The sequence below is a fragment of the Agromyces larvae genome (genome assembly GCF_022811705.1).
In the GTDB taxonomy this organism is placed as follows: Bacteria; Actinomycetota; Actinomycetes; order Actinomycetales; family Microbacteriaceae; genus Agromyces; species Agromyces larvae.
In genome coordinates, this window is record NZ_CP094528.1 from 691,863 (window position 1) to 715,469 (window position 23,607).

Annotated in this window: 26 protein-coding genes and 1 tRNA gene; 23 read left to right on the forward strand and 4 right to left on the reverse strand. The window is 71.5% G+C overall.

From position 1 onward, the window contains the following. Positions 1-245 precede the first annotated feature (245 nt). From MTO99_RS03150 to der, 17 genes are all read left to right on the forward strand, one after another. Complete coding sequence (locus MTO99_RS03150; RefSeq protein WP_243556894.1) at positions 246-887, forward strand: hypothetical protein; 642 nt, start codon at positions 246-248, stop codon at positions 885-887. After that, a complete protein-coding gene (locus tag MTO99_RS03155; RefSeq protein WP_243556896.1) occupies positions 854-1,708 on the forward strand; it encodes a hypothetical protein in 855 nt (284 codons plus the stop codon). The genes MTO99_RS03150 and MTO99_RS03155 overlap by 34 nt, the downstream gene beginning before the upstream one ends. Continuing rightward, a complete protein-coding gene (locus tag MTO99_RS03160; protein ID WP_243556898.1) occupies positions 1,686-2,702 on the forward strand; it encodes an HAD-IIA family hydrolase in 1,017 nt (338 codons plus the stop codon). Before MTO99_RS03155 ends, MTO99_RS03160 begins: the two co-directional genes overlap by 23 nt. A 39-nt stretch (positions 2,703-2,741) precedes the next feature. Beyond that, the gene (locus MTO99_RS03165) at positions 2,742-2,945 is read left to right on the forward strand and encodes a hypothetical protein (RefSeq protein ID WP_243556900.1); all 204 of its coding nucleotides are present in this window, start codon (positions 2,742-2,744) and stop codon (positions 2,943-2,945) included. A gap of 6 nt (positions 2,946-2,951) precedes the next feature. Continuing rightward, positions 2,952-3,755 (forward strand): TlyA family RNA methyltransferase, encoded by an 804-nt coding sequence (locus tag MTO99_RS03170; protein ID WP_243558917.1) that lies wholly within the window; start codon positions 2,952-2,954, stop codon positions 3,753-3,755. Then, positions 3,752-4,666: an NAD kinase gene (locus tag MTO99_RS03175; RefSeq protein WP_243556902.1), complete on the forward strand. Its 915-nt coding sequence runs from the start codon at positions 3,752-3,754 to the stop codon at positions 4,664-4,666. The genes MTO99_RS03170 and MTO99_RS03175 overlap by 4 nt, the downstream gene beginning before the upstream one ends. Positions 4,667-4,688: 22 nt before the next feature. Beyond that, the gene (gene recN, locus MTO99_RS03180) at positions 4,689-6,392 is read left to right on the forward strand and encodes a DNA repair protein RecN (protein WP_243556904.1); all 1,704 of its coding nucleotides are present in this window, start codon (positions 4,689-4,691) and stop codon (positions 6,390-6,392) included. 103 nt (positions 6,393-6,495) lie between these two features. Then, positions 6,496-8,211, forward strand: a complete 1,716-nt coding sequence (gene pyrG / locus MTO99_RS03185; protein ID WP_290428397.1) for a CTP synthase — start codon at positions 6,496-6,498, stop codon at positions 8,209-8,211. Further along, positions 8,204-8,848 (forward strand): NUDIX domain-containing protein, encoded by a 645-nt coding sequence (locus MTO99_RS03190; RefSeq protein ID WP_243556906.1) that lies wholly within the window; start codon positions 8,204-8,206, stop codon positions 8,846-8,848. Before pyrG ends, MTO99_RS03190 begins: the two co-directional genes overlap by 8 nt. Further along, on the forward strand, positions 8,812-9,747 hold the full coding sequence (xerD, locus tag MTO99_RS03195; protein ID WP_435520790.1) for a site-specific tyrosine recombinase XerD: 936 nt from the start codon (positions 8,812-8,814) through the stop codon (positions 9,745-9,747). The genes MTO99_RS03190 and xerD overlap by 37 nt, the downstream gene beginning before the upstream one ends. 57 nt (positions 9,748-9,804) lie before the next feature. Further along, the gene (locus MTO99_RS03200) at positions 9,805-10,689 is read left to right on the forward strand and encodes a ParA family protein (RefSeq protein ID WP_243558921.1); all 885 of its coding nucleotides are present in this window, start codon (positions 9,805-9,807) and stop codon (positions 10,687-10,689) included. Beyond that, on the forward strand, positions 10,673-11,515 hold the full coding sequence (locus tag MTO99_RS03205; RefSeq protein ID WP_435520791.1) for a segregation and condensation protein A: 843 nt from the start codon (positions 10,673-10,675) through the stop codon (positions 11,513-11,515). Before MTO99_RS03200 ends, MTO99_RS03205 begins: the two co-directional genes overlap by 17 nt. Then, entirely contained in the window at positions 11,505-12,224 is a 720-nt protein-coding gene (gene scpB / locus MTO99_RS03210) for an SMC-Scp complex subunit ScpB (protein ID WP_243556909.1), read from the forward strand. Before MTO99_RS03205 ends, scpB begins: the two co-directional genes overlap by 11 nt. Continuing rightward, positions 12,208-13,032: a pseudouridine synthase gene (locus MTO99_RS03215; protein WP_243556910.1), complete on the forward strand. Its 825-nt coding sequence runs from the start codon at positions 12,208-12,210 to the stop codon at positions 13,030-13,032. Before scpB ends, MTO99_RS03215 begins: the two co-directional genes overlap by 17 nt. Next, on the forward strand, positions 13,029-14,117 hold the full coding sequence (locus tag MTO99_RS03220) for a prephenate dehydrogenase (protein WP_243558925.1): 1,089 nt from the start codon (positions 13,029-13,031) through the stop codon (positions 14,115-14,117). Before MTO99_RS03215 ends, MTO99_RS03220 begins: the two co-directional genes overlap by 4 nt. After that, positions 14,114-14,809 carry a (d)CMP kinase gene (gene cmk / locus MTO99_RS03225; RefSeq protein ID WP_243556911.1) on the forward strand — a complete coding sequence of 232 codons (696 nt, stop codon included), beginning with the start codon at positions 14,114-14,116 and terminating at the stop codon, positions 14,807-14,809. The genes MTO99_RS03220 and cmk overlap by 4 nt, the downstream gene beginning before the upstream one ends. 65 nt (positions 14,810-14,874) lie before the next feature. Next, on the forward strand, positions 14,875-16,383 hold the full coding sequence (gene der / locus MTO99_RS03230; protein WP_243556912.1) for a ribosome biogenesis GTPase Der: 1,509 nt from the start codon (positions 14,875-14,877) through the stop codon (positions 16,381-16,383). An 88-nt stretch (positions 16,384-16,471) separates the two neighbouring features. Here the strand turns inward: der and MTO99_RS03235 are convergent, their stop codons facing one another. After that, a complete protein-coding gene (locus MTO99_RS03235) occupies positions 16,472-17,920 on the reverse strand; it encodes an MFS transporter (RefSeq protein ID WP_243556913.1) in 1,449 nt (482 codons plus the stop codon). Positions 17,921-18,023: 103 nt separating this feature from the next. Between MTO99_RS03235 and MTO99_RS03240 the strand changes: the two genes are divergently transcribed. Beyond that, the gene (locus MTO99_RS03240) at positions 18,024-18,272 is read left to right on the forward strand and encodes a DUF167 domain-containing protein (protein ID WP_149159263.1); all 249 of its coding nucleotides are present in this window, start codon (positions 18,024-18,026) and stop codon (positions 18,270-18,272) included. After that, positions 18,259-19,173 (forward strand): CHAD domain-containing protein, encoded by a 915-nt coding sequence (locus tag MTO99_RS03245; protein ID WP_243556914.1) that lies wholly within the window; start codon positions 18,259-18,261, stop codon positions 19,171-19,173. The genes MTO99_RS03240 and MTO99_RS03245 overlap by 14 nt, the downstream gene beginning before the upstream one ends. Here the strand turns inward: MTO99_RS03245 and MTO99_RS03250 are convergent. Continuing rightward, entirely contained in the window at positions 19,148-19,744 is a 597-nt protein-coding gene (locus MTO99_RS03250; protein WP_243556915.1) for a GNAT family N-acetyltransferase, read from the reverse strand. The genes MTO99_RS03245 and MTO99_RS03250 overlap by 26 nt on opposite strands. Before the next feature lie 79 nt (positions 19,745-19,823). Between MTO99_RS03250 and MTO99_RS03255 the strand changes: the two genes are divergently transcribed. The 3 genes from MTO99_RS03255 (at position 19,824) to MTO99_RS03265 (ending at position 20,974) form a co-directional block, all read left to right on the forward strand. Further along, complete coding sequence (locus MTO99_RS03255) at positions 19,824-20,303, forward strand: MarR family winged helix-turn-helix transcriptional regulator (RefSeq protein WP_243556916.1); 480 nt, start codon at positions 19,824-19,826, stop codon at positions 20,301-20,303. Between the two features lie 180 nt (positions 20,304-20,483). Further along, positions 20,484-20,792, forward strand: coding sequence for a hypothetical protein (locus tag MTO99_RS03260; protein ID WP_243556918.1), 309 nt, complete (start codon positions 20,484-20,486; stop codon positions 20,790-20,792). 108 nt (positions 20,793-20,900) lie between these two features. Next, positions 20,901-20,974: transfer RNA gene (locus MTO99_RS03265), tRNA-Pro, on the forward strand. Positions 20,975-21,139: 165 nt separating this feature from the next. Here MTO99_RS03265 and MTO99_RS03270 read toward each other — a convergent pair. Then, entirely contained in the window at positions 21,140-22,072 is a 933-nt protein-coding gene (locus MTO99_RS03270) for an alpha/beta fold hydrolase (RefSeq protein ID WP_243556920.1), read from the reverse strand. Positions 22,073-22,140: 68 nt separating this feature from the next. Here MTO99_RS03270 and MTO99_RS03275 point away from each other — a divergent pair, with 68 nt between their 5' ends. After that, positions 22,141-22,572 (forward strand): MarR family winged helix-turn-helix transcriptional regulator, encoded by a 432-nt coding sequence (locus tag MTO99_RS03275; RefSeq protein ID WP_243556922.1) that lies wholly within the window; start codon positions 22,141-22,143, stop codon positions 22,570-22,572. Positions 22,573-22,727: 155 nt separating this feature from the next. Here MTO99_RS03275 and MTO99_RS03280 read toward each other — a convergent pair whose 3' ends face one another. After that, complete coding sequence (locus MTO99_RS03280) at positions 22,728-23,540, reverse strand: GIY-YIG nuclease family protein (protein WP_243556923.1); 813 nt, start codon at positions 23,538-23,540, stop codon at positions 22,728-22,730. Between the last annotated feature and the right edge of the window lie 67 nt (positions 23,541-23,607).

Below are 23,607 nucleotides of genomic sequence, written 5' to 3' on the forward strand. Positions count from 1 at the left end.
TTTTCGGCCGGCGCGAAGCCGGCCGCAGTACGGTTGAGTCCGAACGGACTCCCATGTCGAGAGGACTCTCGTGAGCGATTCGAGTCAGGGCCCGGTCGGAGACGACCGGCCGGATCGTCGACGAGAGCCCTCGTCGAACAACCGCGACGATCGCCGCGGCGGACGCGCTCCCCAGCGGGACGGTCGCGAGCGGAAGCCGTACGATCGCCCGCGGTCGTCGGGGTCCGCACCTCGGGCCGGCAACGGTGGCGAGCGCCCCGCCGACGACCGACGCCGAGTCGATCGCCCGCGCCGCGACGGGGGCACCGGATCGCCTCAGGGCGGGTATCGCCGCGACGGTGATGACCGCCGGTCTGGTGGCGGGTATCGGTCGCAGGGTGAGGGTCGTCCGTCGGGCGGGTATCGCCGTGATGGTGATGATCGTCGGTCTGGTGGCGGGTATCGGTCGCAGGGTGAGGGTCGTCCGTCGGGCGGGTATCGCCGTGACGGGGATGATCGTCGGTCTGGTGGCGGGTATCGGTCGCAGGGTGAGGGTCGTCCGTCGGGCGGGTACCGCCGCGACGGTGAGGAGCGGCGGTCGGGCGGCTATCGTGCTCCGTCGGACGAGCGTCGATCGCCTCGCGGCGACGATCGGGGTTCGGCGCGTACGACGGGATACCGTCGTAACGACGACCACCGCGGCGGACAGTCGGGCGCCCAGCGCGACGATCGTCGCGGCGGGAAGCCCGCCTACGGGTCTCGCGACGACCGGCGCGACTCGCGGCCGCAGCGCGGTCGGAACGACGACTGGTCTCGGAGCGACCGGCCTTCGTCCGCTCGCTCGTACGAGGATCGCCCGCGCCACGACGACCCCGTGGTTCCCGAGCACATCGAAGCGAGGTCGCTGAACCGCGAGGCTCGGGCCGAGCTGAAGACGCTGAGCAAGGAGAACGCCGAGTGGGTGGCGCGGCACCTTGCCGCAGCATCCGAACTCCTCGCCGAGGATCCGCAGCTCGCGCACCGGCACGCACTGGCGGCCGCACGACGCGCGGGTCGCGTCGCGGTGGTGCGCGAGACGGTCGCGATCACCGCGTACGAGACCGGCGACTTCGCGCTCGCCCTGCGCGAGCTGCGGACGTACCGGCGCATCTCGGGTCGCAACGATCAGCTGCCGCTGATGGTCGACAGCGAACGCGGTGTCGGCCGACCCGATCGAGCGCTCGAACTCGGCCGATCGGTCGACCGGACCACGCTCGCCGCACCGGTGCAGGTCGCGCTCGCGATCGCCATGTCCGGTGCCCGACTCGACCTGGAGCAGCCCGAGCTGGCCCTGGCCGAACTGGAGATCCCGCAGCTCGATCGCACGCGTGCATTCAGCTACAGCCCGGCGCTGTTCTCGGCGTACGCCGAGGTGCTCGACGAGCTCGGGCGGGGAGTCGAGGCATCCGACTGGCGCGCCCTGGCCGCGCACGCGGCCGAGGCGATCGCCGACCCGGCTGACGCGGAAGTCTTCGAGGTGTACGACATCGACGAGGTCGAGGTCGAAGTCGAGATCGAGGTCGAGGAGACGGATGCTCCGGCGGAGCCCGCGCTCGATGCCGACACCGTGCCCGAGGGCTCATCCGAGGCGGCGCCCGAGGACGCGCTCGAGCCCGAGGTGGCCGAACTGCTCGCCGAGACCGAACCCGCTTCCACCGAGGACGGCGATGGCGCTGTTCCGCAGGCCTGAGTCGCGGACGCCGCTCGACGGCGTCGACGCCGTGCTCTTCGATCTCGACGGCGTGGTCTACGCGGGGCCGCATGCGATTCCGTACGCGATCGACGCGCTCAACCTCGCCCGCCGGGACCGCGCGGTCGGGTACATCACGAACAACGCGTCGCGCAGCGATGCATCCGTCGCCGCGCATCTCGAGGAGCTCGGCCTGACGGTCGCGCCCACCGATGTCGTCACCTCCCCGCAGGCCGCCATGCGCCTGCTCGCCGATGTCGTCGCCCCCGGCGCGCTCGTGCTCGTGGTGGGTGGCGAGGGGATCGTCACCGAACTCGACCGGCACGGCTACCGCGTGACGCGGTCGGCCGACGACGGTCCGGATGCGGTGGTGCAGGGGTTCGCCCCCGACGTCGGGTGGACGCAGCTGGCCGAAGCGTCGTTCGCGCTGAACGCCGGCGGGTTCGCCGACGAGCACGGCATCCCGTGGATCGCCACGAACATGGACTGGACCATCCCCGTCGCCCGCGGCATCGCGCCGGGCAACGGCACGCTGGTCTCGGCGGTGCACACCGCGGTCGGGCGATTCCCGCTCGTGGCGGGCAAGCCCGAGACCCCGATCTTCGAGGAGGCGCGGGCGCGCTTCGGTGCGGAGCATCCGCTCGTCGTCGGCGACCGGCTCGACACCGACATCCTCGGTGCGAACCGGGCAGGCATGCGGTCGGCGATGGTGCTCACCGGGATCGATCGTGCCAAGCAGGTGCTCGCGGCCGACGCCGCCAGCCGACCCGACTACGTTCTGCGCGACCTGCGTGACCTGCACGAGCCGTATCCCGAGATCGAGCGGGTGCGCGGTGGAGTGCGGGTCCGCGAGGCGCGGGTCCGGCTCGACGGCCGGCGGGTCGTCGTCGAATCTGGTGACGGCATCGACGCCCTGCGCGCCGCGTGCGCCGTCATCTGGGAGTCGGGCTCGCCGATCCATGCGCTCGAGGTCCCCGAGCGGCTGTACGCCTGAACCGGAGCCGCGTCGTCGGGCCGGGGTACCGTTGAGGGCGTGAGCACCGACGAAGCATCCGATCAGGCGAGCGCCGATCCCTCCGAGACCGGCGCCGCCGATGATGAGCGCGCCGCGCAGATCCGCGACGAACTCGACGCGATCGAGGGTGCACCGCTCGCCGAACGCGGGGTCCGGTACCAGTCGCTCGTCGACCGGCTGCGCGAGTCGCTCGAGCGATCCGATCCGGCAGCGGGCGGCTGAACGGTGGTGCAGCGACGCCTGGACTCGGCGTTGGCCGACGCCGGGCTCGCCCGGTCGCGCACGCACGCGGCGACGCTCATCGCGTCGGGCGCGGTGCGGGTCGACGGGCGACCCGTCGTGAAACCGTCGCACCGGGTCGGCGACGACGCCCGACTCGAGGTCGACGAGGTCGACCACTACGTGAGCCGCGCTGCGCACAAGTTGATCGCGGCGCTGGACGGATTCGACGTCGATCCGGCGGGCCGCGTCGTGCTCGACGCGGGCGCGTCGACCGGCGGGTTCACCCAGGTGCTGCTCGAGCGCGACGCGCGGCAGGTGCTCGCGGTCGACGTCGGACACGGGCAGCTCGCGCCGTCACTGGTCGGCGCACCCGGATTGGTGCTCGTCGAGGGCTGCAACGTGCGGGACCTCGACGCCGAACGGCTCGCCGAACTGACCGGGGTCGCCGAGCGGCCGACGCTGGTCACCGCCGATCTCTCGTTCATCTCGCTCACCACGGTGCTGCCCGCGCTGCGGCGCACCGCGGACGAGGCCGCCGAGTTCGTGCTGCTCGTCAAGCCGCAGTTCGAGGTCGGGCGCGGGGGCGTGCGCGAAGGGGTGGTCCGGGATGCGGCGCTGCAGGCGGATGCCGTCGCGGGCGTGATGTGGGCCGGGTTCGACCTCGGTCTCGGTGTGGGCGGTGTGCTCTCCTCCCCAATCGCCGGAACGCACGGCAATCGCGAGTTCCTGCTGCATCTGCGTCCGGGTGCGGGCGGGCATCCGACAGAATGGTTGGGTCGTATCGAGGGCCTGACAGGAGGAGCCCGGTGAACCAGGCACGTCACTTCCTCGTGGTCGCCCATACCGGCCGCGAGGCCGCGCTCGAGGCCACCCGGGAGGTGTGCGCGCAGCTGCTCGCCGAGGGGGCGGTGCCGGTCATCGCCGAGGACCACTGGGACGATGTGCACGCCTACCTGCCCGACCTGAACGGCCGGGTGCGCCCGCTCGAGCAGATCGACCCGGCCCGGATCGAACTGGCGATCGTGCTCGGCGGCGACGGCACCATCCTTCGGGCCGCCGAGCTCACCCGCGATCTGCCGATCCCGTTGCTCGGGGTGAACCTCGGTCACGTCGGGTTCCTCGCCGAGAGCGAACGGGACGATCTCGGGTACACCGTGACGCGGGCGCTCGCGCGCGACTACACGGTCGAAGAGCGCATGACGCTGTCGGTGCGGGCGAAGGTCGGCACCGAGGTCGTCTACGAGGGGTGGGCGCTGAACGAAGCGACCATCGAGAAGGCCGAACGCGAGCGCATGCTCGAGGTGGTGATCGAGGTCGACCGCCGGCCGCTGTCGTCGTTCGGCTGCGATGGCGTGGTGATGTCGACGCCGACCGGGTCGACGGCGTACTCGTTCTCGGCCGGGGGTCCGGTCGTGTGGCCGACGGTCGAGGCGCTGCTGCTCGTGCCGCTGAGCGCGCACGCACTGTTCGCACGACCGATCGTCGTGGGGCCGGAATCGTCGCTCGCCGTCGAGGTGCTGCAGCGCACCGACGCGGCCGCGGTGATCTGGTGCGATGGGCGGCGGATGTTCGATCTGCCGCCGGGTGCGCGCGTCGTCGTGCGTCGGTCACCGGTGCCGGTGCGGCTCGCCCGCCTGCACGAGGCGCCCTTCACCGATCGACTCGTCAACAAGTTCGACCTGCCGGTGACCGGCTGGCGCGGGCCGGTGGGTCGCGAATGAGTGCTGTGAGCGAGGGACGCGCGTGATCGAAGAGCTGGGCATCCGCGATCTCGGCGTGATCGCCGAGGCGACGCTGCCGCTCGGGCCCGGGTTCACCGCCGTCACGGGGGAGACGGGCGCCGGCAAGACGATGGTCGTCACCGCGCTCGGCCTGCTGCTCGGCGCCCGCTCCGACGCCGGCGCGGTCCGCTCGGGCGCGAAGCAGGCGTGGGCCGAGGGGCGCTGGCTGCTCTCGGATGCCGCGGCCGACGAGATCCGCGAACGGGTGGAGGAGGCCGGCGGCGAGATCGAGGCCGGTGAGCTGCTGCTCGGCAGGTCGGTGTCGGCGGAGGGGCGGAGCCGCGCGGTGGTCGGCGGCCGGAGCACACCCGTCGGCGTGCTGGCCGAGCTCGGCGAGCGGCTCGTCGTCGTGCACGGCCAGGCCGATCAGCAGCGGTTGCGTTCGGCCACGGCGCAGCGCGAGGCGCTCGACCGATTCGCCGGGCCCGAGCTGATCGAGGTGCTCGCCGAGTACCGCACCGCGTTCCGCGCCTGGCGTGACGACGCCGAACTGCTCGAACGGCTCCGATCCGAGCACGACGCCCGCGCGCGCGAGGCCGTCGAGCTGCGTGAGGCGCTCGACGAGGTCGAAGCGGCCGACCCGCAGCCGGGTGAGGACGCGGAGCTCTCCGAGCGCGCCGACCGGCTCACCAACCTCGAAGAACTGCGCTTCGCCGCCGCGCAGGCCCGCGAGCTCGTCTCCTCCGAAGAGGCGATCGACGACGCACCCGACGCGGTGACCCTCGTCGAGAGCGCTCGACGGCATCTGGAGCGGATGGCGCCGCACGACCCCGCGCTCGCCCCGATCGCCGGGATGCTGCAGAACGCCGGGTTCCTGCTCGCCGAGGCCGCAGGGGAGCTGTCGAGCTATCTCGCCGGGCTCGACGCCGACGGAGCCCGCGAACTCGAGACCGTGCAGGAACGCCGAGCCGAGTTGAACGCGCTCATCCGCCGGCACGGCACGAGTCTCGACGACGTGCTCGAGTTCCGCCGCACGGGCGGCCTGAGGCTCATCGAGCTCGACGGCGACGACGACCGCATCGTGCAGCTCGAGGCATCCGTCGCCGAACTCGAAGCCCGCGTCGACGAACTGGCCGGCCGGCTGACGGCGCTGCGCGAGGCCGCGGCGTCGCGGCTCGCCGGCGAGGTGACCGCCGAGCTCTCCGCGCTCGCGATGCCCGACGCCGAGCTCAGCGTCGTCGTCGAACCGCTCGCCGAGCCCGCCTCGCACGGGCGCGATCAGGTGCTCCTGCTGCTGCGCCCGCATCCGGGCACCGAACCGCGGCCCGTCTCGCGCGGTGCGTCGGGCGGCGAGCTGTCCCGAGTGATGCTGGCGATCGAGGTCGTGATCGCGGGCACCGATCCCGTGCCGACGTTCGTGTTCGACGAGGTCGACGCCGGCGTGGGCGGAGCCGCGGCCATCGAGATCGGCCGGCGGCTCGCGAAGCTCGCCGAGCGGTCCCAGGTGATCGTGGTCACCCACCTGGCGCAGGTGGCGGCCTTCGCGACGAACCACCTCACCGTGGTGAAGGGCACCGACGGGCAGGTGACCGCGTCGAGCGTGCGACAGCTCTCGGGCGCCGAACGCGAGGCCGAGATGGCGCGGCTGCTGTCGGGGCTGGCCGACAGCGAGAGCGGACTCGCGCACGCGCGCGAGCTGCTCGGGCTCGCGGCCGACGCCGCGTGAGCGACGGTGCGCAGGGCCGGACGAGGAGTCGGGTCGCGTCGGGTCGACGACACCCGGTCGGTTCTGGGCCGACTCGGAGAATCGTCGGATAGGCTATAAGCCCGTGGTGGATGAACGCGGCGCACAGACTTCCGATACCGATCTCTCCGACGACACGACCAAGCACATCTTCGTGACTGGTGGTGTCGTTTCTTCGTTGGGCAAGGGCCTCACGGCCGCCAGCCTCGGCAACCTGCTCACGGCACGCGGGCTCCGCGTCGTCATGCAGAAACTCGACCCGTACCTCAACGTCGACCCCGGCACGATGAACCCGTTCCAGCACGGCGAGGTGTTCGTGACCGACGACGGCGCCGAGACCGACCTCGACATCGGTCACTACGAGCGGTTCCTCGACATCGAGCTGAGCCAGGCCGCGAACGTGACCACCGGCCAGATCTACTCGACCGTGATCGCGAAAGAGCGGCGCGGCGAATACCTGGGCGACACCGTGCAGGTCATCCCGCACATCACCGACGAGATCAAGCGGCGCATGCGCCTGCAGGCGTCGGAGTCGCCCAAGCCCGACGTGATCATCACCGAGATCGGCGGCACCGTCGGCGACATCGAGTCGCAGCCGTTCATCGAGTCCGCTCGTCAGGTGCGCCACGAACTCGGCCGCAAGAACGTCTTCTTCGTGCACGTCTCCCTGGTGCCGTTCATGGGCGCGTCGGGCGAGCAGAAGACCAAGCCCACCCAGCACTCGGTCGCGGCCCTGCGCTCGATCGGCATCCAGCCCGACGCGCTCGTGCTGCGCAGCGACCGGCCCGTCACCGAGTCGAACAAGCGCAAGATCGCGCTGATGTGCGACGTCGACGAGGCGGCGGTCGTGAACGCGGTCGACGTGCCGTCGATCTACGACATCCCGACGATGCTGCACGACCAGGGACTCGACGCATACCTGATCGACGCGCTCGGACTCGACGAGAAGGCGAACGACGTCGACTGGTCGGGCTGGAGCGAACTGCTGCGCGTCGTGCACGACCCGAAGCACGAGGTCACGATCGGCCTCGTGGGCAAGTACATCGACCTGCCCGACGCGTACCTGTCGGTCACCGAAGCGCTGCGCGCGGGTGGCTTCGCGAACGACGCGAAGGTGAAGATCGAGTGGATCCCGTCGGACGAGTGCCGCACCCCCGAAGGGGCGCAGAAGCACCTCGCCCACCTCGACGGCATCTGCGTGCCGGGCGGCTTCGGCGTGCGCGGCATCGAGGGCAAGCTCGGCGCGCTGCGATTCGCCCGTGAGAACGGGCTGCCCGCGCTGGGGCTCTGCCTCGGCCTGCAGTGCATGGTCATCGAGTACTCGCGCAACGTCGCCGGCCTTCCCGGCGCGTCGTCCAGCGAGTTCGACCCCGACACCGAGTTCCCGGTCATCGCGACCATGGAGGAGCAGGTCGAGATCATCGCCGGCGGCGACCTCGGCGGCACCATGCGGCTGGGCCTCTACCCGGCGGCGCTCGACGAGGGTTCGCTCGCGGCCGAGCTGTACGGGTCGACCGAGGTCTCGGAGCGCCACCGCCACCGCTACGAGGTGAACAACTCGTACCGCGACCGCATCGCCGAGGCGGGCCTGGTGTTCTCGGGGCTGTCGCCCGACCGCAACCTCGTCGAGTACGTCGAGCTGCCGCGCGACGCGCACCCGTTCTACATCGGCACCCAGGCGCACCCCGAACTGCGCAGCCGCCCGAACGCGCCGCACCCGCTGTTCCGCGGGCTCGTGGGCGCCGCTCTCGAACGGCAGAGCGCGAGCAAGCTCTTCGACGACGACGAGACGAATGCCTGAGGCGGCGCTCGAACTGCTCGCCGACGAGCCCCACCGGGCGCCGGTCGTCGAATCCGAACGGGTGTTCGCGGGGCGGGTCTGGGATGTGCGGCGCGACACCGTCGAGTACGGCGGCGAGCGGATCGTGCGCGACTACGTGGACCATCCCGGGGCGGTCGGCGTGCTCGCCCTCGACGATCGGGGGCGAGCGTTGCTCATCAAGCAGTACCGGCACCCGGTGCGCACCCGCGATTGGGAGATCCCGGCCGGGTTGCTCGACGTCGACGGCGAGTCGCCGCTCGACGCGGCGAAGCGCGAACTGGCCGAGGAGGCCGATCTCGAGGCCGACGACTGGTCGGTCCTGGTCGACCTGCTCACCTCGCCCGGCGGCAACGACGAAGCCATCCGCGTGTTCCTCGCGCGCGACGTGCGGCCCACCGACGTCGCCTTCGCGCGCACCGACGAGGAAGCCGACCTGGAGGCGCGCTGGGTCGACCTCGACGACTGCGTCGACGCCGTGCTCGCGCGTCGCGTGCAGAACGCCCCGCTCGTCGCGGCAGTGCTCGCCGCCCAGGTCGCCCGCGGGCGCGGGTGGTCGACGCTCGGCGCCGCCGATGCGCCATGGCCGGCGCGGCCGAAGGGGGACCCTTCGGCGTGACCGCGGCCGGCGTCGACGGGTATCTGCGGCATCTCGCCGTCGAGCGGGGGCTGGCCGCCAACACGCTCGCGGCCTACCGGCGCGACCTCGCGATCTACGACGGATGGCTCGGGGCCCGGGGCATCCGCGACCTCGCCGCCGTGACCGAGACCGACCTCTCGGACTTCCAGCGTCACCTCGCCACCGAGCGGCAGCCGACGCTGGCGACCAGCTCGATCGCACGCGTGCTGTCGGCCGTGCGCGGACTGCACCGATTCCTCGTCGCCGAGGGCGAGGTCGAGATGGACGCGTCGCGCGACGTACGGCCGCCGAAGCCGCCGCGCCGGCTGCCGAAGGCGATCCCCGTCGAGGAGGTCGAGGCGTTGCTCGCCGCGACCGACGGCGACGAACCGCTGCGGCTGCGCGACCGCGCCGTGCTCGAACTGCTCTACGCGACCGGTGCGCGGGTGTCGGAACTCACCGCGCTGAACGTCGACGACCTCGTCGACGACGAGGTGATCCGGCTGTTCGGCAAGGGCGGCAAGCAGCGCATCGTGCCGGTCGGGCGGTACGCCCGCACCGCGCTCGACGCGTACCTGGTGCGCGCCCGCCCCTTGCTGTCGGCCCGCGGCCGGGCGACGCCCGCGCTCTTCCTCGGCGCACGCGGCGGGCGTCTCGGCCGGCAGACGGTGTGGGACCTCGTCACGGATGCCGCGGAGCGCGCCGGCATCACGGCGGACGTGTCGCCGCACACCCTGCGGCACTCGTTCGCGACCCACCTGCTGGCGGGCGGCGCCGACGTGCGCGTCGTCCAGGAGCTGCTCGGCCACTCGTCGGTGGCGACCACGCAGATCTACACGCTGGTCACGGTCGACACACTCCGCGAGATGTACACGCAGGCGCACCCACGTGCTCGCTAGAATCGACCAAGCAACCGGGCTGGGAACATCGGCCGACGAGGAGATGGATCGCACGTGATCGAGCAGACACAGGACCCTGCGGACGGCACGGCCTCCCTGGATCCCGAGCTCGGTCCCACCGGTCGACCGCTGCGCGACTTCCCCGAGCCCGCACCGCTGCGCTCGCACGGGCCCGCCCGGGTGATCGCGCTGTGCAACCAGAAGGGCGGCGTCGGCAAGACGACCACGACGATCAACCTGGGGGCGGCGCTCGCGGACGCGGGCCGGCGGGTGCTCGCGGTCGACTTCGACCCGCAGGGCGCGCTGTCCGCCGGGCTCGGGGTGCAGACCCACGACGTCCCCACGATCTACGACCTGCTGCTGTCGCGTCAGCTCGAGCCGAGCGACGCCATCCAGCGCACGGGGGTCGCCGGGCTGGACGTGATCCCCGCGAACATCGACCTCTCCGCGGCCGAGGTGCACCTCGTCAGCGAGGTCGCCCGCGAGCAGATCCTGGCCGGTGTGCTGCGTCGGGTCGCCGGCGACTACGACGTCATCCTCATCGACTGCCAGCCGTCGCTCGGTCTGCTCACCGTGAACGCGCTGACCGCCAGCCACGGCGTGATCATCCCGCTCGAGTGCGAGTACTTCGCGCTGCGCGGGGTGGCGTTGCTGATCGAGACGATCGACAAGGTCCGCGACCGGCTGAACCCGGCGATCTCGCTCGACGGCATCCTCGCGACGATGTACGACGCCCGCACGCTGCACTCGCGCGAGGTGCTCGAGCGCGTCGTCGAGGCGTTCGGCGACCGCGTCCTCGAGACGGTCATCACCCGCACGGTGAAGTTCCCCGACGCGACCGTCGCCGCCACCCCCATCACCGAGTTCGCCCCCGAGCACGCGGCGTCGCGGGCGTATCGTCAGCTCGCCAGGGAGCTGGTCTTCCGTGGCGCGGTCGCGTGAGCCGGTCGGCGCGGCGGTGACGGATGCCCCCGACGCGGGCGTCGACAGCGGGTTCCGCGTCGCGCTCGCGAACTTCGAGGGGCCGTTCGATCTGCTGCTGTCGCTGATCGCCAAGCACGAGCTCGACATCACCGAGGTCGCGCTGTCGAAGGTGACCGACGAGTTCATCGGCTACCTGAAGGGGCTCGACTCCGCCGAGGACCTCGACCGGGCCTCGGAGTTCCTCGTCGTCGCTGCGACCCTGCTCGACCTGAAGGTGGCTGGGCTGCTGCCGCAGGGCGAACTGGTCGACGCCGAGGACGTCGCCCTCCTGGAGGCACGCGACCTGCTGTTCGCGCGGCTGCTGCAGTACCGCGCGTTCAAGGAGGCGTCACGGTGGTTCGCGGCGCGGCTCGAGGCCGAGGCGCTGCGGCATCCGCGCACCGTGCCGCTCGAGGAGCGGTTCCGCGAGCGGGTGCCCGAACTGCGCTGGACCCTCACCGTCGACGACTTCGCCGCACTCGCCGTGCTCGCGCTCACCCCCCGCGACGCGCCGATCGTCGGTCTCGATCACCTGCACGCGCCGCTCGTCTCGATCCGCGAGCAGGCCGCCCACGTCGTCGCCGTGCTGCGACGCGGCGAACCGGTGACGTTCCGCCAGCTCATCGCCGGCGTCGACCGGTCGGGTGTGGTGGTCGCGCGGTTCCTCGCCGTGCTCGAGCTGTACCGGCACGCCGCCATCGGATTCGAGCAGGTCGAACCGTTGGGCGAACTCACGCTTCGCTGGGCGGCCGAGCACTGGTCGGACACGAACCTCGACAGTCTGGGAGCCGACTATGACGACTGATCACGACGCGGCCGCCGCAGCCCCGGCAGCCGCCGCGCCTACGGCCGATCCGCCTCCCGAACTCTCGGTGGCGACGCCGCTCGACGTGCCCGGCCAGCCGCGCCTGGACCTCGATCGGGCACTGGAGGCCCTGCTGTTCGTCGCCGACCGGCCGATCAGCACGGTGGCGCTGGCTGCGGCGGTCGCCCGACCGGTCGCCGAGATCCGCGCGTCGATCGCCCGGCTGGTCGCCGACTACGACGGCGGTGCGCCGTCGGGCGAGCCGCGCACCGACGAAGCGGCACCGACCGATGCGACGGGGGAGCGGGGCATCCGCCGGGGATTCGAGCTGCGCGAGGTCGGCGGCGGCTGGAGGTTCTACGCGCGCGCCGACTACGACGCCCTGATCGCAGGGTACGTGATCGAGCAGTCGACGCAGAAGCTCTCGCAGGCCGCGCTCGAGACGCTCGCCGTGGTCGCGTACAAGCAGCCGATCTCGCGATCGGCGATCGCGGCGATCCGTGCCGTGAACGTCGACTCGGTCGTGCGCACCCTCGCGGGTCGCGGCCTCATCACCGAGGTCGACACCGATCCCGAGACCGGCGCCATCCTCTACGGGACCACCGACCAGCTGCTCGAGCACCTCGGCATCACCTCGCTCGACGAGCTGCCGCCGGTCTCGCCGCTGCTTGACGACGGACAGGGGGGCTTCGATGTCGACCGGGCGTGACGACGGAGGCGAGCGCCCTTCGACGGGCTCGGGGAGCCCTGCGGCGCATCCCGAGGGCGAGCGCCTGCAGAAGGTGCTCGCCGCGGCGGGCGTCGCGAGCCGCCGCGTGAGCGAGCAGTACATCGTCGAGGGTCGCGTGCGCGTGAACGGTCAGGTCGTGACCGAGCTCGGCCGACGCGTCGACCCGAAGCACGACCGCGTCGAGGTCGACGGCGTCGCCGTGCAGCTCGACACCGCGAAGCGCTACTACCTGCTGAACAAGCCGCGCGGCGTCGTCTCGTCGATGCGCGACGAGCAGGGCCGCCCCGACCTGCGCCGCTTCACCGACGACCTCGACGAACGGGTCTACAACGTGGGCCGGCTCGACCAGGACACCAGCGGTCTGCTGCTGCTCACCAACGACGGCGAGCTCGCGCACGTGCTCGCCCACCCCTCGTTCGGCGTCGAGAAGACGTACATCGCGAAGGTGCGCGGCCGGGTCACGCCGCAGACGCTGCAGCGGCTGAAGCAGGGGATCGAACTCGAGGACGGCCCGATCGTGATCGATCGTGGGCGCATCCTGCAGAGCCAGTCGGGCGAGGGGTCCACGCTCGTCGAACTCACCCTGCACTCGGGCCGCAACCGCATCGTGCGACGCATGATGGCCGAGGTCGGACACCCCGTGATCGAACTCGTGCGCCGCCAGTTCGGGCCGCTGCACCTGGGCACCCTGCAGTCGGGCCGGATGCGCGAGTTGACTAAGGTGGAACTCGGCCAACTGCTCACCCTCTCGCGTGCCGCAGACGGCGGCCGCAAGCGAAAGGACTGAGGTTGGTCGAGTCACGACTCACCGGGCCGGTGCGGGTCGTCGGCGTCGGCCTGCTCGGCACCAGCGTTGCGCTCGGGCTGCGCCAGCGCGGGGTCGAGGTGATCCTCGCGGATGCCTCGCCCACGCATGTGGCGATCGCGGTCGACCTCGGCGCCGGCCGCGCGGCCGCCCCGGGCGACGAACCCGAGCTCATCGTGGTGGCGGTGCCGCCCGACGTCACGGCGCAGGTCGTGGCATCCGAGCTCGCCGCCTTCCCCGATGCGATCGTGACCGACGTCGCGAGCGTGAAGGCCGGCATCCTGCAGGACCTGCGCGACCAGGGCGCGGATGTCACGCGCTACCTCGGCTCGCACCCGCTCGCCGGCCGCGAACGCGGCGGGCCGCTCGCCGGCCGCGCCGACCTGTTCCAGGGGCGACCCTGGGTGGTCGCCGCCCACGACGACATCAGCTACCGGCGGGCGAGCGCGGTCGACGACCTCATCCTCGACCTCGGCGGCACGCTCGTCGAGATGACACCCGAACAGCACGATCGCGGCGTCGCGCTCATCTCGCACGTGCCGCAGGTGGTGTCGAGCCTCATGGCGCGCCGATTCATCGACGCACCGAGCGACGCACTCGGACTCGCCGGCCAGGGGGTGCGCGACGTCACGCGCGTCGCCGCGAGCGACCCCGACCTCTGGGTGCAGATCCTCGGCGCGAACGCGGCATCCGTTCGCGACATCCTGGTCGCCTACCGCGACGACCTCGACCGCTTCATCGACGCCCTCGCCGACCCCGCCGCGCCCGGTGCGCGCCGGCGCGTCGCCGAAGAACTCGCGGGCGGCAACGCCGGCGTCTCGAGGCTGCCGGGCAAGCACGGCACCGACAAGCGGTTCGCGACGCTGACCGTGATGGTCGACGATCGCCCGGGCCAGCTCGCGCGCCTGCTCGCCGAGATCGGCGAGATCGGCGTGAACCTCGAAGACCTCCGGCTCGAACACGCGCAGGGCCGCCAGGTCGGCCTCGCCGAGATCGCCGTGCTCCCCGAGGCGGTCGACCGTCTCTCGACCGAGCTGGCCGCGCGCGGCTGGCGGATCGCAGGATGACCGTGACCCACGCCCTCGTCTACCCGATCGTCGTCGCCGTCGACGGCCCTGCCGGCAGCGGCAAGTCCAGCGTCTCGAAGGCGGTCGCGCGCGAGCTCGGCTACGGGTTCCTCGACACCGGCGCGGCGTACCGCGCGCTCGCGTGGCACGCCGAGGCATCCGGCGTCGACACCGACGACGCGGCGTCGGTGATCGGATGCCTCGAGAGCTTCGACTACCGGATCGGAACCGACCCCGCCGGGTACGGGGTGCACGTCGGCGACACCGACGTGACGAGCGCGATCCGAGAGCCGCACATCTCGGGCATCGTCAGCCGGGTCGCCCGCGTGCCCGAGGTGCGCACGCACCTGATCGAGCTGTTCCGCGCCATCATGGCGGCCGAGCCGCGGCCCGGCATCGTGGTCGAGGGCCGCGACATCACCACGGTCGTCGCCCCCGACGCACCGGTGCGGGTGCTCCTCACCGCGTCGGAGGAGGTGCGGATGGCCCGGCGCGCAGCCGAACTCGCCGACGTGCCCGCCGAGGCGACCGCCGAGCAGTTGCGTGCCCGCGACCGGGCCGACTCGAAGGTGGTCGACTTCATGACCGCCGCCGAGGGTGTCGTCACCGTCGACTCGACCGAGCTGGACTTCGACGAGACGGTGGCCGCGGTGATCGCGGTCATCAGAGGTTCCCAGCCGGTCACTGGTTGAATAGAGCGGGGGTCCGCGTGCACCGGCGGTTCGCCGTGCCCGCCCCGACGACTTGAGGAGACACCATGACCGACCGCGACGACGAGTACGCAGGCCACGACGACGACCTCGCCGAGCGCCTCGCCGACGTCGACGAGGAGCTCGCCGACCAGCGTGCCGCCGCGCTGCGCTCGGGGCTCGAGGAGTACGAGCTCGACGACGAAGACCTCGCGCTGCTCGAACACGGCGAGGACGACGAAGACGGCGTGCGGTTCCTGCCCGCGTTGCCGGTCATCGCGATCGTCGGCCGCCCGAACGTCGGCAAGTCGGCGCTCGTGAACCGCATCATCGGCCGCCGCGAGGCGGTCGTCGAAGACGTGCCGGGTGTCACGCGCGACCGGGTGTCGTACAAGGGGGAGTGGCTCGACCGTCGGTTCACCGTCGTCGACACCGGCGGCTGGGAGCCCGACGCGAAGGGCATCGACGCATCGGTCGCGGCGCAGGCCGAGGTCGCGATCGACCTGAGCGACGTGGTGCTGTTCGTCGTCGATGCGACGGTCGGCGCCACGTCGACCGACGAGCACGTCGTGAAACTGCTGCGCAAGACGAACAAGCCCGTGTTCCTCGTGGCGAACAAGGTCGACGATGCCCGCCAGGAGCCCGAGGTGTACGCCCTCTGGAACCTCGGTCTCGGCGAGCCGTACCCCGTGTCGGCACTGCACGGCCGCGGTGTGGCCGACCTGCTCGACCAGGTGTTCAAGGTCCTGCCCGAAGTCTCGGCGGTCGCCAAGCAGGAGGTCGGCGGGCCGCGGCGCGTCGCGATCCTCGGCCGGCCGAACGTCGGCAAGAGCTCCCTGCTGAACAAGGCCGCCCGCGAGGAGCGGGTCGTGGTCAACGACCTCGCCGGCACCACCCGCGACCCCGTCGACGAGCAGATCGAGCTCGGCGGCAAGGTGTGGCGGTTCGTCGACACCGCCGGCATCCGCCGCCGCGTGCACCTGCAGCAGGGCGCCGACTTCTACGCGTCGCTGCGCACCCAGGCGGCGCTCGAGAAGGCCGAAGTCGCCGTCGTGCTGCTGGACGTCTCGCAGCCGATCAGCGAGCAGGACGTGCGCATCATCGACCTCGTGCTCGAATCGGGCCGTGCGCTCGTGCTCGCCTACAACAAGTGGGACCTGCTCGACGACGACCGCCGTCGCTACCTCGAACGCGAGATCGAACAGGACCTGCACCACGTCGCATGGGCGCCGCGGGTCAACATCTCGGCGAAGACCGGCCGGCACCTGGAGAAGCTCGTGCCGGCTCTCGAGACTGCGCTCGAGTCGTGGGACACGCGCATCCCGACCGGCAAGTTCAACGCGTTCCTCACCGAGCTCACGCAGGAGCACCCGCACCCGGTGCGCGGCGGCAAGCAGCCGCGCATCCTGTTCGGCACGCAGGCCTCGACCCGGCCGCCGACGTTCGTGCTGTTCACGACCGGGTTCCTCGACCCGGGCTACCGCCGGTTCATCCAGCGGCGCCTGCGCGAGGTCTACGGGTTCGAGGGCTCGCCGATCGTCGTGAACATGCGGGTGCGCGAGCGGCGGCAGCGCTAGTCAGGGCACGCGGACCGCGGTCAGGTCCGCGCGGTTAGGTCCGCGCCGCTCGGGGGTCTTGGGATGCGTCGCGCCCACCCCGGGCCACTCAGGCTGCGGCCTCGACCGCGGGCGTCGGTTCGAGGTGCTCGACGCGCACCTTGGGCATCGCGAGCGCGGCGAGCAGCATGAGCACCGCGGTCACCGCGACCCCGATGAACACCGCCTCCGTCGCGTTGACCACGGCGGCGGGGTTCTGCGCACCGCCGGGGGTGTCGAGCAGGAACGCGTTCGCGATCGCGCCGAACACCGCGACGCCCACGGCGCTGCCTGCTGACCGCGAGAACGCGTTCAGCCCGGTCACGACGCCGCGCTCGTGCCATCCGACCGATGACTGCGCCGCGATCAGGCTCGGCGCGGCCACCCAGCCGAGCCCGAAGCCCATGACGAACGCGACCCCCGCGACCGACCACGGATTCGGGTACGGGGCGATCGCGATCAGCCCGAGGGAGCCGACGACCACGATCGTCGCCCCGATGAGCACGGTCGCTCGGAACCCGAATCGCAGGTACATCCGGCCCGCCTGGGACGCGGCGAGCGGCCAGCCGAGCGTGAGCGCGGCGACCGCGACGCCCGCGACGAGCGGAACCACTCGGATCGACCCCTCGAGGTAGGTGGGCACGTACGACGTGATGCCGATCATCACCGCACCGACGCCCACGCCGATGAGCGTCGTCGTCGAGATGAGCCGCCGGCCGAACAGCGAAAGGTCGAGCACCGGTTCGGCGGCGCGCCGCTCGACGAGGGCGAACGCGACGAGCGCGGCCGCGCCGAGGCCGAACGCCGCGACCGTCTGCCACGACGCCCACGGCCAAGCGTGCCCACCTTCGAGCAGGGCCAGGATCACCGACGTCAATCCCACCGTGAGCAGCACCGCACCGGCGACGTCGATGCGGTGCCGGCGGCGCTCGACCCGCTCGTGGTAGTTGCGCAGGAGCATCGCGCCCGCGATCAGGCACAGCGGGACGTTCACGAAGAAGATCCACCGCCAGGAGGCGAACTGGCTGAACACGCCGCCGAGCGCCGGACCCACCACCGACGAGATCGCCCACACGCTCGCGATGTACCCCTGCACCTTCGCCCGCTCGGCGACGGTGTACACATCGCCCACGATGGTCATCGCCATCGGCGCCACTGCGCCGGCGCCGAGCCCCTGCACCGCGCGGAACGCGATCAGCGCCGGCATGCTCCATGCGAAGCCGCACAGGATGGAACCGAGCAGGAACAGCCCGACCCCGATCAGGATCACCGGCTTGCGCCCGATGGTGTCGGCGAGCTTCGAGTAGATCGGCACCGACACCGACTGCGCGAGCAGGTACACCGAGAACAGCCATGGGAACTGCTCGAACGACCCCAGGTCCTTCACCACACTCGGCACCGCCGTGGCCAGGATCGTCGCGTCGATCGCGATGAGCCCCGTCGAGAGCATGAGGGCGATGAGGATCGGCCCACGCTCGGAACGGAATCCGACGGCGGAGGCTGTTGCGGGTGAGGCCATACTGAACCCAAGTCGGTGATGCGGGGCGGGTATTCCGCCTTCACGGGAATCGGCCGCCGCCGGCAGTCGTCGGCGGGCCCGACTCGGGCGATACCCTCGCAGCATGGAGGTCACCGTGCGCGTGAAGCCCGGCAGTCGCCGCGGCCCGCTCGTCGAGGCGGCAATCGATGACCCCGCTGCGTCGCTCATCGTGCACGTGCGCGAGCGGGCGGTCGACGGCGCGGCGAACCGCGGGGTCATCGAGGCGGTCGCGGCCCACTTCGGCGTGCCGCGCCGACGGGTCGAGATCGTGCGCGGCGAGACCGCGCGCATCAAGCGCATCAGGGTGGAGGGCACGGATGTCACGGGCTGACCGGCACGGAACGGATGACGCGACCGCCGGTCGCGCGATCGTCGAGGTGCTGACGCGGTACGCCCACGAGCTGCCGGGGCTGCTGCGCTCGGCAGCTGCTGACGAGCCCGACGCGGTGCACCAGGCGCGCATCCTCGTGCGCCGCGCCCGCAGCGTGCTCGGTGCCGGCAAGCGGTGCTTCGAGGCGGGTGCCGCCGACGGCGTGCGCGACCTGCTCGAAGGACTCGGCGACGAGCTCGGCGCCGTGCGGGATCTCGAGGTGCGGATCCGGCACGCCGAGGAGCACGTCGGCGTCGGCGCCGATGAGACCGTGGTCGAGCGGCTCATCGTCGCGGAGCGCGCCAGGTACCGGGCGGCGCACGAGCGCCTCGTCGTCGCGATCGATGCGGCCGGGCCGGTGCACGGTGCGCTGGCTGCGTTCGTGGGGGAGCCGCCGACGTCGACTCGCGGTGAGCGTGCCGCCGCCGACGGACTCGCCGCCGTGCTGCGCCACGAGCTCCGCCGGGTGCGCCGAGCCGAGCGGCGCGCCGTCGGCGACCTCGAGTCGCTGCACCGCCTGCGCCGGACGGCGCGTCGGCTTCGCTACGTCGCCGAGGCGTTCACCGACTCGCCGGCCCCGGTGTTTTCCGCGGAGGCCGGCGTCGCCGCGCTCGGTGACGCGGCGAAGGTCGTGCAGGACGCGCTCGGTGATCACCGCGATGCCGTGCTGTTCGCGCTGCAGGTGCGAGACGCCGAGCAGGCCGCCCGCGTCGCCGACGAGCCGACCGGCGAGTACGGGCTCATCGCCGGCGCGGCCTTCGCCGCAGCGCACGACCGCATCGAGTCGCTGCCGGCGGCACTCGCCGACCTCTGGGATATCGCGGGTTCGAGCCCTGTCACCCGCCCAGTCGACGCTGCATGACGACCCGGGTCGCGGTCGGACGTGCGACCACGTCGAACCCCGCCCCGACGAACATCGAGACCGTGCCGACGTACAGCTCGGCGGCGGAGGCCTTCGACTTCGCCGACGGGTCGATGGCGTAGCCCTCGACGACACGCGCGCCGTGGGCGGCAGCGTGCTCGACCGCGGCTCGTGCGAGCCCGCCGGCGACGCCTCGCCGTCGGTGCGCCCGCGGCACCACGAAACAGGTCAGCGCCCACACGCCGTCGTCGTCGAGGTCGGGCTGCGCGCTGCCGTCGGCGACGATGCGGCTCGTGCGCAGCCGGGGCAGCCGCGACCGCGGCTCGATCGCCACCCAACCCACCGGTGCGTCGCCGTCGTAGGCGATGAGACCGGGGTCGGTCGAGGCATCCGCCACCTGGTCGGCGAGCCGAGCGCGCAGCTCGGGAACCGACTCGCGCCAGTCGGAGCCGGGGATCTTGAACCACTGGCACCAGCAGGTCGCGGGGTCGCCACGGGTGCCGAAGACCGCCTCGACGTCGGCGAAGGGCACGGTGTGGGCGGGGACGATGCGGAACTCGCTGCCGGCCATGCGGCCACGATAGTCGCGGCATCCGACACGATGGCTCGTTCTCCGGAGGTCCGCAGAATCGTGAAGTACATTCATGATGATGTCAGTTCACGAAATCCCCACCACCGTGCTCGATCGGCTGCTGCAGATCGGCGCGCTGTTCGACAAGGACATGGCGCGCGCGTTCGCCGGCACCGGGCTCACGCCGGCGAGGGTGCGTGCGCTCTGGGTGGTCCGCCACCTCGGGCCGCAGACGCAGCACGCCCTGGCCGAGCACCTCGAAGTGAGCGCCCGCAATGTGACGGGCCTGGTGGACGGGCTCGTGGCATCCGGTCATGTCCGACGCACCCCGCACCCGACCGACCGCCGCGCGGTGCTGGTCGAGCTCACCGAGCGCGCGGATGCCGACATGACCCGGATGCAACGCGACCACGCCGAACTCTCGGCGCTGCTGCTCGCCGCCGTGGCCCCCGCCGATCGGGCCGCGTTCGAACGCGGCGTCGCTGCGGTGGCCGATCGGCTCGCGGAACTCGTCGCGGACGCCGACGCTTCCGCGCCGGTCGAGGAGTCGGCACGATGACCGCCGTCGAGACGCAGCGCTCCGAGGCATCCGTCTGGTCGCGGGCCGGTCGCCTCGCCCTGCGCGTCCTGCGCATGGAGCTGCGCGTCTACGACAGCATCGCGCGACTGATCGTTCGCCGGCCGAAGATCGAGCGCGGCGGCTCCGGGTTCTCCTTCCACCGGCCGGTGCGAGATCGACGTGCCGATCACCTGGGACGACATCGCGTCGATCGCGATCGACCACCGCGTCGACGAACCGAAGTCGCCGCGGTTCGTCGAGGGCGACGGGCCCGACGCGCCGCGCGCCCTCGTGCTGCGGATGCAGGACGCGACCAACATCGAGATCGTGCTCGAACGCCCCGTCGTCGCTGCGCTGCCGGGGCGACCGCCGCGCGGCGGCGCGCGGACCGTCGGCGTGGTGCGGTTCTGGGCGGACGACCCGCGCGGGTTGCTCGCGGCGGCTCGGCCGTTCCTGGTGGACGAAGCACCCGGGTCGCCGAGGCGATAGCGGGCTCGGATGCCTCGGAGCTGCGCCGCACGGCGAGGCGCGCGTGGTCAAAGCCCGGCTCCGGATGCCGCTATGATGGACGAGTTGCCTCCGAGCAATCGGAGGCATCGGGCTGTGGCGCAGCTTGGTAGCGCACTTGACTGGGGGTCAAGGGGTCGCAGGTTCAAATCCTGTCAGCCCGACCGAGTGAAAGAGTCCCGGTGAGAAGCGATTTCTCGCCGGGACTTCTCCGTTCCCGGCGGATTCGCCGAGATCGGCGAGACGAACAACCGGCGACACCCGGAAGTCGACCTCGCGCGGCCGGCCGGCGGCCGCGGATTCGCGTGATTCCGGGGGAGATGGCACCCTCACCGGAGGCCGGCGGTCGCGCCGCATCCGGACCCTCCGTCGCCGCCGGTGCCGTCCGCCCGGCCGAGGGCCGCGAGCACAGCGTTCGCATACGCCGATGGATGGGTCATGTTGCCGTTGTGCCCGCCGGGAAACTCGAGCAGCTGCACGTCGCGGAGTCGCGCGAGACGCTCGGCGCAGCGCCGATCGAAGACGGCTTGAGGTGTCAGACCGCCGACCGCGGGCAGGATGCGTACCGGCGTCTCGCGCAGCTTCGCCGGATCCAGACGATCCGCGGCGATTGCCGAGAAGTCGACGCCCAGGAAGCGCGAGAAGTTCATCGCCCGCTGGTCATCCAAGGCCGGGAGTACGGCATCCGGCTCGGTCTGCTGGTTCGAGGGATCGATGCCGAGGGTCTTCGCCATGGGTGCGAGCGCTGCCCGCCAGCCCTGCGCGTGGAAGACGTCCTGACAGTGCTGCAGCTCGGCGCGGTGCAACGCCGCCTCCTCGTCTGGGAGCAGCCACGGTGCGACTGGCTCGTGCGCGATCAGCGTGGCGAGCCGATCCGGATGCTCGACCGCGACGTGCAATCCGATCACCGCTCCGATGCTGCAGCCGAGCATGACCGCGGGTTCCTCGGTCAGCCCGCCGAGGCCGGAGTCGCGTACCGCATCGATCAGGCGGACGGCGTCATCGGCGTGCGTCTCGATCGTCACAGGCCGTTCCTCCAGCGGCATGCTGCGGGAGAGTCCGCGGCGGTCGTACGTGACGACCGTGAAGTGCCGGGCGAGCCGGTCGGCGAGCATCGAACTGCGATCCGCGTCGCCCTCGCCGCTCTCCGAGATCAACAGGAGGGGCCCGCTCCCACGGGTCTCGTAATAGAGATCCATTCCAGGCAGCGCCACAGTTGCGCGACGACGGACGGGTGAGTGTTCCGTGATGGAGGAAGTCATGAAGCCGACGTTACTCCATCAATATTGATGCATCAAGTACGATGTATTCGTTTTGATAGTATTTGCGGATGGATCCCATGGAGCTCTTCCTTCTCGGCAGGCGTTTGATGAAGATCGCGGAGAGCGCGCTCCCGGATGTCGGTGCAGGCCCCGCCGGCAACCGCACGACGCTGCTCGCTGCCAGCGAGATCGCGGGGAACCCCGGCAGCACCGTCGGAGAGATCGCAGCGCGATCCGGACTTCCGCAGAGCGCGATCTCGCAGGCCGTCGCCCGCCTGGTGAAGGCGGGCTCCGTCGTGAGCGAGCCCGATCCGGCCGACGGTCGACGCACACTCCTGCGTCAGGCCGGCGAGACATCCGAGCGGGTGGCCGAGATCCGCGCCATCAGCATCCGCCCAGCGCTGGAGGCATTCACCGGCGGGGTAGACGCCGCGTCGCTCGACGCCATCGAGGGCGCACTTCGACAGCTGTCGACGGCGCTGCGGCCGCGCGAACGCTGACGCCGATCGACTCGGTCCCTCGCACCGAAGAGGGATCCGCTCCGCGTGCCGTCGGAATCCGTCTGCATTCCTGCAACTCGTCGCGGCGGCGTGTCAGGTTCACCTCTGGTGCTCGGGTGTCCGATCAGTTGACCGCAGCGGGCCGGCGAGGTGAGCTAGTTGCGATTCAGTCCGTGACGGCGGGTGTCGAGGGCGTCCTTGAAGTGGCGTTCAGCGGCGTCGATGTCCCGGGTCGGCGTGGCCGGATCGAAGACGCGCAGCAGTGAGAACCGGAAGCTCGTCGGCTCGAGGTTCCGCAGCTCGACGTTGCCGCCGTGCCCGTTCGTCGCATACGCGCTCCACCGCTGACGGATGTTCTCGGCGCCGTCCGCCTTGCCGACGTACTGACGCCCGTCGCGGGTGTCGGTGATGAGGTAGATGCCCACGACCGACGCGAGTGCGGTCCGCCACGATGCGTACCGATGCTCGCGCATCACGGCCTGCAGCTGTGCGTGGCCCAGGACGAGGCGGTCGAAGCCGGGGAACGGGATCGGCTCGGCGTCCGCGATCCCGACGACCGGGTAGCTCGCGGCGGTGGTGGCGTTCATCCGCCAGGTGCGCGGCGACCGCCAGCCGATCACGAGACGATTCCGCAGATCGGCCAGGTGCTCCGACTCGACGACGTCGAAGACCCGTCGGATGCCGTCATGCGAGATCTCGCCCCGGTTCTCCACGACCGACCACAGTCGCGCCTGGTCGCCGCCTTCCCGGATGAACACGACCCACAGACGAGGTGGTACAGCCGGGAACCGCTGCGTGTTCGCGGACTGGTTCCGCGTGTACTCGAGGATCTCCGCATCACTGGAGTCGGGGTGGATACCCGGCAGGCCGCTGTCTTCGTGCTCCCGCACGTAGGTGTGGCGGATCACGAGCGCCTGGGTGGGATCGATGCCTGCATCGAGCAGGATGGGGCCGAGGGTCAGGGCCATGAGGGATCGGTTCTTCCTGTTCTGCCACGGAGCTGCCTCTCACGGTATCGGTGGCGAGCGACATCGC